8 protein-coding genes are annotated in these 12,145 nt (G+C 68.4%); 6 read left to right on the forward strand and 2 right to left on the reverse strand.

Features of this window, described 5'->3' with window-relative positions; translation table 11 throughout:
• Positions 1-103 precede the first annotated feature (103 nt).
• The 3 genes from ACI6GS_RS15505 to ACI6GS_RS15515 all read left to right on the forward strand — a co-directional run bounded on the left by ACI6GS_RS15505 (position 104) and on the right by ACI6GS_RS15515 (position 3,765).
• Positions 104-1,648: an acyl-CoA synthetase gene (locus ACI6GS_RS15505; RefSeq protein ID WP_439814355.1), complete on the forward strand. Its 1,545-nt coding sequence runs from the start codon at positions 104-106 to the stop codon at positions 1,646-1,648.
• Between the two features lie 4 nt (positions 1,649-1,652).
• Positions 1,653-2,936, forward strand: a complete 1,284-nt coding sequence (locus tag ACI6GS_RS15510) for a glycerate kinase type-2 family protein (protein WP_439814356.1) — start codon at positions 1,653-1,655, stop codon at positions 2,934-2,936.
• Between the two features lie 124 nt (positions 2,937-3,060).
• Positions 3,061-3,765 (forward strand): VIT1/CCC1 transporter family protein, encoded by a 705-nt coding sequence (locus tag ACI6GS_RS15515; RefSeq protein ID WP_439814357.1) that lies wholly within the window; start codon positions 3,061-3,063, stop codon positions 3,763-3,765.
• Between the two features lie 164 nt (positions 3,766-3,929).
• Here the strand turns inward: ACI6GS_RS15515 and ACI6GS_RS15520 are convergent, their stop codons facing one another.
• Positions 3,930-5,408 (reverse strand): protein adenylyltransferase SelO, encoded by a 1,479-nt coding sequence (locus tag ACI6GS_RS15520; RefSeq protein WP_439814358.1) that lies wholly within the window; start codon positions 5,406-5,408, stop codon positions 3,930-3,932.
• Between the two features lie 176 nt (positions 5,409-5,584).
• On the opposite strand from ACI6GS_RS15520, the gene pncB reads away from it, so the two are divergent.
• Both pncB and ACI6GS_RS15530 read left to right on the forward strand, forming a co-directional pair.
• Positions 5,585-6,889 (forward strand): nicotinate phosphoribosyltransferase, encoded by a 1,305-nt coding sequence (gene pncB, locus ACI6GS_RS15525; protein WP_439814359.1) that lies wholly within the window; start codon positions 5,585-5,587, stop codon positions 6,887-6,889.
• 355 nt (positions 6,890-7,244) lie between these two features.
• Complete coding sequence (locus ACI6GS_RS15530) at positions 7,245-9,359, forward strand: catalase (protein WP_439814360.1); 2,115 nt, start codon at positions 7,245-7,247, stop codon at positions 9,357-9,359.
• Between the two features lie 71 nt (positions 9,360-9,430).
• On the opposite strand, the gene ACI6GS_RS15535 is transcribed toward ACI6GS_RS15530, so the two are convergent.
• Positions 9,431-10,759 carry a spinster family MFS transporter gene (locus ACI6GS_RS15535; RefSeq protein WP_439814361.1) on the reverse strand — a complete coding sequence of 443 codons (1,329 nt, stop codon included), beginning with the start codon at positions 10,757-10,759 and terminating at the stop codon, positions 9,431-9,433.
• Positions 10,760-11,032: 273 nt separating this feature from the next.
• Between ACI6GS_RS15535 and ACI6GS_RS15540 the strand changes: the two genes are divergently transcribed.
• Complete coding sequence (locus ACI6GS_RS15540) at positions 11,033-12,145, forward strand: S-(hydroxymethyl)glutathione dehydrogenase/class III alcohol dehydrogenase (RefSeq protein WP_439817980.1); 1,113 nt, start codon at positions 11,033-11,035, stop codon at positions 12,143-12,145.

Consider the following 12,145-nt stretch of genomic DNA (forward strand, 5'->3'; position numbering starts at 1 on the left):
GCGGCTGGCGTCCGGCTTGGATACTAAGCCGACGACACCCTAAAGCAGGGCCTGCGGCCCCGCAAATCACGTATTCTGTTCACGCATTCCCGGGGGCCAGCCGATGCATCCTTACGTTCACGCCGCCAGCACGCCGGACAAGCCGGCCTTCATCATGGCCTATAGCGGCGAGACCGTGACCTATGCCGAGCTGGAGGACCGCTCGAACCAGTGCGCCCAGCTGTTCCGGTCCCGCGGCCTGAAGCGCGGCGATGCGATCGCCGTGATGCTGGAGAATCATCCCCGCTATTTCGAGATCGTCTGGGCCGCACAGCGGGCCGGCCTCTACTTCACCTGCATCTCGTCCAAGCTGACGGCGGGGGAGGCGGCCTACATCATCAAGGATTGCGGTGCCCGGATCGTCATCACCAGCGCCTCCCTTGGGGCGGCGGCGACCGAGCTGCCGGCCCTGGTGCCGGGCGTCACGCTGATGATGGTCGATCCGGCGACGCCGCCCTTCGAGAGCTATGAGACGGCGCGCGACGCCATGCCCAGGGCACGCATCGCGGACGAAAGCGCGGGTGCCGACATGCTCTATTCCTCGGGCACGACGGGCCGGCCCAAGGGGGTGAAGCGACCGTTCCCGGCCGATCCCGCGATCGACGCCCCCACGACGCTGACCACGCTGGCCAGCCTGCTCTATGGCTTCAAGGCGGACGACGTCTATCTCTGCCCGGCGCCGCTGTACCATTCGGCCCCGCTGCACTGGAGCATGTCGGTGCAGAAGTTCGGCGGCACGGTCGTGGTGCTGGAGAAGTTCGATCCCGAATTCGCGCTGAAGACGATCCAGGACCGCAGGATCACGATCTCCCAATGGGTGCCGACGCATTTCGTCCGCCTGCTGAAGCTGCCGGAGGACGTGCGCGGAAAGTACGATCTGTCGAGCCTGCGCGTCGCGATCCACGCCGCCGCCCCGTGCCCCGTGCCGATCAAGGAGCAGATGATCGAGTGGTGGGGACCGGTCATCTATGAGTACTACTCGGGCACCGAGGGGTTCGGCTTCACCGCCATCGATTCCAAGGACTGGCTGACGCACAAGGGCTCGGTCGGGAAGGCGTTCCCGATTTCCGAGCTGAAGATCTGTGGCGAGGATGGCGAGCCGCTGCCCCCGCGCCAGGAAGGTGTCGTCTACTTCGCCGGCGGGCCGCAGATCGACTACCACAACGATCCGGGCAAGACGGCAGAGGCGCGGAACAAGCACGGCTGGTCGACGCTGGGCGATGTGGGCTGGGTCGACGAGGACGGGTACCTGTACCTGACCGACCGCAAGAACTTCATGATCATCTCCGGCGGCGTGAACATCTATCCGCAGGAAATCGAGAACCTGCTGATCACGCATCCCAAGGTGGCGGACGTCGCCGTGGTGGGCGCGCCCGATCCCGAGATGGGGGAGAAGGTCGTGGCCGTGATCCAGGCGGCACCGGGGATCGAGACGGGTCCAGCACTGGCGGAGGAACTGTCCACCTTCGCCCGGGCCAACCTGTCCCACGTGAAGGTGCCGCGGCGCATCGACTTCATGGAGGAACTGCCCCGCCACGCGACCGGCAAGCTGTACAAGCGCCTGATCCGCGACGCCTATTGGGGCAAGACCGACGCCAAGATCGTCTGACGCGATGGTAGCGGCCCCGGGCCCCTGGACGGACGCCGCGGCGCGGGCGGCCCTGCGCCGCATCTTCGATGCGGCCGTGGCCCAGGCGGAGCCGGGGGCGGCGGTGCGGCGTCACCTGCCGCCCAGGCCCAGGGGACGCTGCGTCGTGGTCGGGGCGGGCAAGGCGTCGGCCGTGATGGCGGCGGCGCTGGATGCGGCCTGGCCCGATGTCGACCTGGGCGGGGTGGTCGTCACGCGGTACGGCCATGCCGTGCCGGCGGGCCGCGTCACGATCCTGGAGGCGGCGCATCCCGTGCCGGACCAGGGCAGCCTGGAGGCCGGGCGGCGCATCCTGGACGCCGTGCGGAGCCTGGGGCCGGACGACCTGGTTGTGGCGCTGATCTCCGGCGGGGCATCGGCGCTGATGGTGCAACCGGCCGCCCCCCTGAGCCTGGCCGACAAGCAGGCCGTCAATCGCGCCCTGCTGGCGAGCGGGGCCGCGATCGGCGAGATGAACGCGGTCCGCAAGCACCTGTCGGCGATCAAGGGCGGTCGCCTGGCCCAGGCGGCGGCCCCGGCGCGGGTGGTGACGCTGGTGATCAGCGACGTGCCCGGCGACGATCCGGCGGCGATCGGCTCCGGTCCCACCGTCGCCGACCCCACGACCTGGACCGATGTCGCCTCTATCCTGGAGCGGCGCGGCATCGTCCTGCCAGCCGCTGCAGCCGACGTGGCGGCGGCTGGCCAGGAAACGCCCAAGCCCGGCAGCCTGGACGAGGACGTGCATATCGTGGCGGCGCCGGCGCAGTCGCTGGCGGCGGCGGCCGACGCAGCGCGGGCGCTGGGCCTGACGCCGTTGATCCTGGGCGACGCGCTGGAGGGCGAGGCGCGCGAGGCGGGCACCCTGATGGCCGGCATTGCCCGCTCGGTCCGGCGCCACGGCCAGCCGGTGGCGGCACCGGCCGTGCTGCTGTCGGGTGGCGAGACGACGGTCACGATCGGGCCGGAGGGCGCGGGGCGCGGTGGGCGCAATACCGAGTTCCTGCTGGCCCTGGCCGTTGCCCTGGGGGGCGAGGCCGGGGTCTGGGCCATTTCCGGCGACAGCGACGGCATCGACGGGACCGAGGATGCGGCCGGCGCCCTGGTCACGCCGGACACCCTGGCCCGCGCGGCGGCGGCCGGGCTGGAGCCCCGGCGGGCCCTGCGCGGCCATGACAGCTATGCGGTGTTCGACGTCCTGGGCGATCTTGTGCGGACCGGACCGACGCTGACCAATGTCAACGACATCAGGGCGATCATGATCGCTTGATGCCTTTATCTCCCCGCTCGCCCCCGCGAAGGTGGGGACCCAGAGCGACCAGCGCTGCGCCTGCAGCCCTGGATCCCCGCCTTCGCGGGGTTGAGCGGGATCTCTTGCGTGGCCAGGATCTGACATGCCCACACGCCGTCGCACGCACCGCGAGAGCCATTACATCACCCGCATGGGCTGGCTGCGTGCCGCCGTGCTGGGCGCCAATGACGGCATCGTTTCGACCGCCAGCCTGGTGCTGGGTGTGGCGGCGGCGGGTCCGGCGCCGGGCGACGTGCTGGTGGCGGGGGTGGCCGGGCTGGTTGCGGGCGCCCTGTCGATGGCGGCGGGCGAGTACGTGTCGGTCAGTTCGCAGGCGGATTCGGAAGCGGCCGACATCGCGCGGGAGAAGCGCGAACTGCGCGACGACCATGCGCACGAGCGGCTGGAACTGGCCGGCATCTATCGGGCGCGCGGCCTGACCCCTGAACTGGCACTCCAGGTCGCGGACCAGCTGATGGCCAAGGATGCGCTGGGCGCCCATGCCCTGGACGAACTGGGCATCACACTGCACAGCCAGGCCCGGCCCTTGCAGGCTGCCGCCGCCTCGGCCGCTTCGTTCGCGGTGGGGGCGGCGCTGCCCTTGCTGGCGGTGGCGGCCAGCCCCGCCGCCTGGATGCAGGCGGTCGTCGCGGCCTCTGCCCTGCCGTTCCTGGCCGGCCTTGGCGCGCTGGCCGCGCGGGCGGGCGGGGCACCGGTCGGTATCGCCATGCTGCGGGTCACCTTCTGGGGCGCCATCGCCATGGCCGCAACCTCCGCCATCGGTGCCCTGGTCGGGACGGCGGTGTAGGACCTGCATTTGAAAGGGCCACCCTCATCCTGAGGAGCGTCGAAGACGCGTCTCGAAGGATGGGCCGGCAGTGCTGGTGGCCCAACCTTCGGGGCTACGCTTCGCTCCGCACCTCAGGATGAGGTGGTCAAGGTACTGGAGACGGCAAACCGAGCCTGCGATCCCTAGGTGCCGCAGAAGGTCTGGTAGACGCGGGAGTCGGGGTCGGGCGCCTCGGCATAGCGGGCGTTGTCGGGCTGGTCGTCGAACGGGTGCTGGACGACCGCCAGCAGCGCCTCGAAGGGTGCGAAGTCGCGGTGTTCCACGGCCGCGGCCAGGGCTTCCTCCACCCGGTGGTTGCGCGGGATATAGGCGGGGTTGGTGGCGCGCATGGCGGCGCGGATCGCTTGGCGGCTCTGGGGTTCCTGGGCCAGCCGCTGGCGCCAGGTGACGGCCCAGGCGTCGAAGGCGGTCGGGTCCAGGAACAGGCCGCGCACCGGCTCGTCATGGTCCGGGCCCTGGACCGCGTCGGCCAGGCGGCGGAAGGCGAGCGTGAAGTCTACCTGGTTCTCGACCATCGCGGCCAGCAGGGCACGGACCAGGTCCTGGTCGCCGGGCTGGCCGTCGCTGAGACCGATCTTGCGGCGCAGGCCGTCGTGATAGGCAGACTCGAACGCCGGGACGAAGGTGTTCAGGCTCTCCTCGGCCAGCTTTATCGCGGTCGGCTCGTCCTCGTCCAGCAAGGGCAGCAGCGTCTCGGCCAGGCGGGCAAGGTTCCACTGGGCGATGCGCGGCTGGTTGCCATAGGCATAGCGGCCGCCCTGGTCGATCGACGAGAACACCGTCGCCGGGTTGTAGGCGTCCATGAAGGCGCAGGGGCCATAGTCGATCGTCTCGCCCGCAATCGACATGTTGTCCGTGTTCATGACGCCGTGGATGAAGCCGACCAGCAGCCAGTGCGCGACCAGCCGCGCCTGCGCGGCGATCACCGCCTCCAGCATCGCGCGGATGGGGTGCTCGGCCTGGGCCGCGTGGGGGTAGTGGCGGGCGATGACGTGCTCCGCCAGCAGGCGCACCCCCTCCGCGTCGCCCCGAGCGGCGAAGAACTGGAAGGTGCCGACCCGGATATGGCTGGAAGCGACGCGCGTCAGGACGGCACCGGGCAGTTCCGCCTCGCGATAGACCGGCTGGCCGGTCATGACCGCGGCCAGCATGCGCGTGGTCGGAATGCCAAGCGCCGCCATCGCCTCGCTCACCAAGTATTCGCGCAGGACCGGGCCAAGGGCCGCGCGACCGTCGCCCCGGCGGGAGAAGGGGGTGGGACCGGAGCCCTTCAGCTGGATGTCGCGGCGGATGCCCTGGCGGTCGACCACCTCGCCCAGCAGCACCGCGCGGCCGTCGCCCAGCTGGGGCACGAAATTGCCGAACTGGTGGCCGGCATAGGCCATGGCAAGCGGCTCCGCCCCCTCTGGCACCTGGCTGCCCGACAGGACGGCGACGCCTTCGTCGCTGGCGAGCCAGTCGGCATCCAGGCCCAGGCTTGTCGCCAGCGGACGATTGATGCGCACCAGGCTGGGCTGGGCCACCGGCGTCGGCGCGATGCGGGCATAGAACCGGTCCGGCAGGCGCGCATAGGAATTGTCGAACGGGAAGGGCAGCGTCATGGGCGATCCTGGGGCGCGCGCTGGTGGCGGGCCTGATCCGAAGGTCGGGTCTGGGGCGGTCCAGGTCAACCGGCCCGTGACGGGGATCACCGGCCACCACCTTGGCACTGGCGCGGCCCCTGGAGTTCTTATACTCATGATGAGTATACAACGGGCTGGACTGCCGGATCGCCATCATGACCATGACCGACATCGCGACGCGGGTGCACAACCACAATTGGCGGCTGGACCCGATCGTACGCAGCCTGCTCGATACCGATTTCTACAAGCTGCTGATGCAGCAGATGATCTGGCGCCTGCATCGGGACGTGCCGGTGACATTCGGCCTGATCAACCGGACGGCCCGCGTGCGCCTGGCCGAGGTGATCGACGAGGCCGAGCTGCGCGCGCAGCTGGACCATGCGCGCACGCTGCGCTTTACGAACAAGGAGCTGATCTGGCTGGCCGGCAACAGCTTCTATGGCACCACGCAGATCTTCCGCCCCGACTACATCGCCTGGCTGCGCGATTTCCGTCTGCCGGACTACGAGCTGCGCAAGGTCGACGGGCAGTACGAGCTGCTGTTCCATGGCCCCTGGTCCCACACCACGATGTGGGAGATCCCGGCCCTGGCCATCATCAACGAGCTGCGCGCCCGCGTCGTGTTCCGGGGCAAGGGGCGCTTCGCCCTCGACGTGCTCTATGCCCGGGCCAAGGCCAAGCTGTGGGACAAGGTGGAACGCCTGCGTCGCCTGCCGGACCTGCGCATTTCGGACTTCGGCACCCGCCGGCGGCACGGCTTCCTGTGGCAGCGCTGGTGCGTCGAGGCGCTGAAGGAGGGGCTGGGCGCGCGCTTCACCGGCACGTCGAACGTGCTGCTGGCGATGGATGGCGACCTGGAGGCGATCGGCACCAACGCCCACGAACTGCCCATGGTCCTGGCGGCCCTGGCGCCGAACGACGCGGGCGTGGCGGCCGCGCCCTATCGCGTGCTGGAGGAATGGCGCGAGCACTATCGCGGCAACCTGCTGGTGGCGCTGCCCGATGCGTTCGGCACCACGGCGTTCCTGGCGCGGGCGCCGGACTGGCTGGCCGAGTGGACCGGCTTCCGCCCCGACAGCGCGCCCCCGATCGAGGGCGGCGAGCAGATCATTGCCTGGTGGCGGGAGAAGGGAGTCGACCCGGCGACCAAGCTGCTGGTCTTCTCCGACGGCATGGACGACGCGGGGATCGAGCAGGCCTATCGCCATTTCGATGGCCGCGTGCGCCTGTCCTTTGGCTGGGGCACCAACCTGACCAACGACTTCCGGGGCTGCGCCCCGTTCGACGGGGCAGGGCTGGAGCCGATCTCGCTCGTCTGCAAGGTGGTCGAGGCGGCGGGCCGCCCGGCGGTGAAGCTGTCCGACAACCCGTCCAAGGCGACCGGCCGGCCGGACGAGATCGCCCGCTATCGCCGGATCTTCGGCACGCAGGGGTTCAGCGACCGCGCGGTGGAGGTTTAGCCCTTGGTCCCCTTTGAGTGAGTCGACCGGCCTCCTCTCCTCTACCGCTCATTCCCGCGAAGGCGGGAATCCAGAGCCACCGGCGCTGTCCTGGCGGCCCCTGGATCCCCGCCTTCGCGGGGATGAGCGGGTAAAAGTTAGCGCCTGAATTTCACCGGGAGCCCAAGGGGGAGATGTGTGCATCCCGAAGAGCTTTCGCTGGGATGAACGGAAGGTTGGAGGCACCGTTCGATCTGAAGCGCAGCCATCTCAAGCCTGCGAGCGCCTCGCAGTTTGGAAAAATTCCAGACTGGAGTGAACCTTCGCGCCGGAATCCTGTTGGGGGCGCCATCAGGCGGAACCAGCGGAGGCGGCCATGGCTGACGGCAAGGATAGGGCGTTCGAAACCGAACATGGGAACGGCGGCGAGACGCACCAGCGGGTCCCGGAAAAGGGGCCCCACAGCCCCGAAGGGCACCTGACCACCAACCAGGGCATCCGGGTTTCCGACAACCAGAACAGCCTGAAGTCGGGTGTGCGCGGGCCGACCCTGCTCGAGGACTTCGTCCTGCGGGAGAAGATCTTCCACTTCGACCATGAGCGGATCCCGGAGCGGATCGTCCATGCGCGCGGCACCGCGGCGCATGGCTATTTCGAACCGTACGAGTCGCTGTCCGACATCACCTCCGCCGACCTGTTCCAGCGGCCGGGCGAGCGGGTGCCGGTGTTCGTCCGCTTCTCGACCGTGGCGGGCGGCGCGGGGTCCGTCGATACGCCGCGCGACGTACGCGGCTTTGCCGTCAAGTTCTATACCCAGCAGGGCAACTGGGACCTGGTCGGCAACAATATTCCCGTCTTCTTCATCCAGGACGCGATCAAGTTTCCCGACCTGGTCCACGCCGTGAAGATGGAGGCCGATCGCGGCTATCCGCAGGCGGCCAGCGCGCATGACACGTTCTGGGACTTTGCCTCGCTGATGCCGGAGACGACTCACATGCTGATGTGGGCCATGTCGGACCGCACCATCCCACGTTCGCTGCGCACGATCGAAGGGTTTGGCGTGCACACGTTCCGCTTCGTCAACGATGAGGGCGTGTCGACCTTCGTCAAGTTCCACTGGAAGCCGAAGCTCGGCCTGCAGTCGACGGTGTGGGACGAGGCGCTGAAGCTGCAGGCGGCGGACAACGACTTCCACCGCCGCGACCTTTTCGAGGCGATCGCCGCCGGCGACTTCCCGGAATGGGAACTGGGCATCCAGACGTTCGACCAGGAATTCGCCGACAGCCTGCCCTATGACGTGCTGGACGCGACCAAGATCATTCCGGAGGAACTGGTGCCCGTGCGCCTGGTCGGCCGCATGGTCCTGGACCGCAATGTCGACAATTTCTTTGCCGAGACGGAGCAGGTCGCCTATTGCCCGGCCAACATCGTGCCGGGCATCGACTTCAGCAACGATCCGCTGCTGCAGGGGCGGCTGTTCAGCTACCTGGACACGCAGAAGTCCAGGCTGGGCACGGCCAATTTCCACCAGCTGCCGATCAATGCGCCCAAGTGTCCGTTCCAGAACTTCCAGCGGGACGGGCAGATGCAGATGCTGGTGCCGAAGGGGCGCGCCAACTATGAGCCCAACAGCCTGGCCCAGGTGGGCGAGGAGGGTGGCCCGCGCGAATGCCCGGTGACCGGCTTTACCAGCCATCGCGGCCGCGCGGAGCACGGCGAGCAGGGCGACAAGCTGCGCCTGCGGCCCGAGCTGTTCGCCGACCATTACAGCCAGGCGCGCCTGTTCTATCGCTCCCTGACCGCGAACGAGCAGGCGCACGTGGCGGCCGCCTTCACCTTCGAGCTGTCGAAGGTGGGGCTGGAGCATATCCCGCAGCGCATGCTGGGCAACCTCCGGAATGTGGACGAGGACCTGGCGCAGCGCGTGGCCGACGGCCTGGGCATGCCGCTGCCCAAGAAGAACCCGGCGGCGCGGGAGCCGATCGACCTGGACCCCAGTCCGGCGCTGAGCATCCAGAAGAACATGAAGCCGACGCTGGAGGGTCGGAAGGTCGGCATCCTCTATGCCGATGGCTCCGACGCCAAGGTCCTGGCCAAGGTCAAGGCTGCGGTCGAGAAGGCGGGCGCCACGCCCATGCTGATCGCGCCCAAGGTGGGCGGTGCCAAGCTGTCGGACGGCACGATGCAGAAGGCGGACGGGCAACTGGCCGGCACGCCGTCGCAGACGGTCGACGCGATTGCCGTCGTGCTGTCGGCCGAGGGGACGGCCATGCTGCTGAAGGAGGCGGCGGCCGTGCAGTTCTGCATGGACGCGTTCGGCCACCTGAAGGCGATCGGCCATACGGCCGATGCCAAGCCGCTGCTGGACAAGGCAGGGGTCGAGCCGGACGAGGGTGTTGTGGCGCTGAACGGCAACGGCAATGCCGCCTTCATCAAGGCTGCCAGCACCCGCTTCTTCGACCGCGAGCCCAAGGTCCGCATCCTGCCCTAGGGCGGGTAGCGCCGACAGGATCCCTCCCCCATCCAACGGACGGGGGAGGGCTCTTTGGGTCCTGTCGGGTGCTACCCGTTGGCGGCGCGGGCGCGGTCGATGTCGGCCTCGAGCGTGCGGGCGCCCAGGTAGAAGTGCAGCGCCGCCCAGGGCCACATGACCATGATCGTCAGCAGGGCGTAGCGCAGCGATTCCTGGCCATAGGTCGGCTCGTACAGATCGCTGAGGATGCCGGTCGTCTGCGGTCCCAGGCCCATGCCGATCATGTTGATGATCAGCAGGTAGATGGCCGATGCCGCCGCCCGCATGCGCAAGGCCGACAGAGCCTGCGTGATCGCAAAGGCGGATGCGACATAGGCGGCGCCGGAAAAGGCCGGCCCGCAGAACAGGATCAGCGCCAGGGTCTGGTTGTCGGCCAGATACATGGCGACGCCGAAGGGGAAGCAGCCGGCCGACGTTGCGGCGATCGTCCACAGGTACCAGCGGATGTCGCGCCCGGCCATGCGGTCGGCAACCCAGCCGGTCAGGAAGGTGCCAAGGCCGCCGACAATGCCAATGATGAGGGCGAGCGCCTCGCCGATGTCGCCCTGGGTCATCTGGAACGAGCGCGAGAGAAAGGCCGGGATCCAGGTGACGCCGCCATAGCCGGCAAAGGCCGCCAGCGAACTGCCAAAGGCCAGGTGCCGGAACGAGCGCTGCTGCCACAGATAGCCGAAGACCTGGCGCATCTTGGGCGCCGCCTCCTTGGCCTGGGCTTCCAGCCTGTCGGCCTGGCCGCGCACCGGTTCGCGCACCGTCAGGAAGACCAGGACCGCCAGGAACAGTCCGGGCAGGCCCACCACCATGAAGGCCGTGCGCCAGCCATATTCCTGGCTCAGCCAGCCTCCGGCCAGGAAGCCGATCAGGATGCCGAGGTTGATGCCGACCGAATAGAAGCCCATGGCCGCCGCGCGTTTCTGCGGCGGGAACATGTCGGCGATCATGGAGTGCGAGGCGGGGCCCGTGCCAGCTTCGCCGACGCCGACGCCGACGCGCGCCAGGGCCAGCTGCCAGAAGTTCTGGGCCAGGCCGCAGACCGCGGTCATGCCCGAGAACAGGGCGAGGGAGACCGCGATGATGTTCCGCCGGTTGAAGCGGTCGGACAGCATGGCGATGGGTACGCCCAGGCCCGCATAGAACAGGGCGAAGGTGATGCCCGACAGGAATCCTAGGCTGGTATCGCTGAGGCCCAGGTCCTCCTTGATCGGCTGGAGCAGGATCGAAAGGATCTGCCGGTCGATATAGCTGACCGTATAGACCAGCATCAGCACGATCAGCACATAGCGCTGCGACCAGGTAATGCGGACGTCGTCGCCCGCAGGTGCGGCACGGGCGGCAAGCGGCAGGGTCCCTTCGGACATCGAGTTCCTCCGTAGCATCAGCGCTTCGGGGGACCGCCCGGCACTGTTGGTGCGCAGCCTAGCAGCGCCACCGCCCCCCGTCGCCCGCCGATTGAACGCCGTTATCCGGCTGGCCTGAGGTTGACGGAGCGGATGCCGGTCACAATCCGTTCAAACTGCCCCGGCGGGCGCCCGCTTGCGCTTCCCAGCCGCCGGGCGATGGGCTAAGCGGTTGGCAGCCGCGACCGCGTGCCGATCGCAGCGGTACAGACCGAGCGCTGGAGCATCACGATGATCAAAAGCCGTGCCGCCGTTGCCTGGGAGGCGAAAAAGCCCCTGACCATCGAGACGATCACGCTGGACGGGCCGAAGGCGGGCGAGGTCCTGGTCGAGGTGATGGCGACCGGTGTCTGCCATACCGACGCCTACACGCTGTCGGGCCTTGATTCGGAAGGGAAGTTCCCGGCAATCCTGGGCCACGAAGGGGCGGGCATCGTGCGCGAGGTGGGCGCCGGCGTGACCAGCGTGAAGCCAGGCGACCATGTGATCCCGCTCTATACGCCCGAGTGCCGGCAGTGCAAGACCTGCCTGTCGCAGCGTTCGAACCTCTGCACCTCGATCCGCTCGACGCAGGGGCAGGGCGTGATGCCCGACGGGACCAGCCGGTTCTCCTGCTCCGACTCGACGGTCTTTCACTACATGGGCTGCTCCACCTTCTCGAACTTCACGGTCCTGCCCGAGATTGCGGTGGCCAAGGTTCGCGAGGACGCCCCCTTCGACAAGATCTGCTACATCGGCTGTGGCGTGACCACGGGCATCGGCGCCGTGATCTACACGGCCAAGGTCTGGCCCGGCGCCAACGTCGTCGTATTTGGCCTGGGCGGCATCGGCCTCAACGTGATCCAGGGCGCCCGCATGGTAGGGGCCGACAAGATCATCGGCGTCGACATCAACCCGTCGAAGCGCGCCATGGCCGAGAAGTTCGGCATGACCCATTTCGTCAACCCGACCGAGGTCGGCAACGACAAGGTCGTGCAGGCGATCGTCGATATCACTGGCGGCGGGGCCGACTTCTCGTTCGATGCGACCGGCAACACCAACGTGATGCGGCAGGCGCTGGAATGCTGCCACCGCGGCTGGGGCGAGAGCATCATCATCGGCGTGGCCGAGGCGGGGAAGGAGATCGCCACGCGGCCCTTCCAGCTGGTCACCGGCCGGGTGTGGAAGGGCACGGCCTTCGGCGGTGCGCGCGGCCGGACGGACGTGCCCAGAATCGTCGACTGGTACATGGAGGGGAAGATCAACATCGACGACCTGATCACCCATGTCATGCCGCTGGACGAGATCAACACCGCCTTCGACCTGATGCATGAGGGGAAGTCGATCCGCTCGGTGGTGACGTTCTGA

Source organism: Zavarzinia sp. CC-PAN008, assembly GCF_051903925.1.
Classification (GTDB): domain Bacteria; phylum Pseudomonadota; class Alphaproteobacteria; order Zavarziniales; family Zavarziniaceae.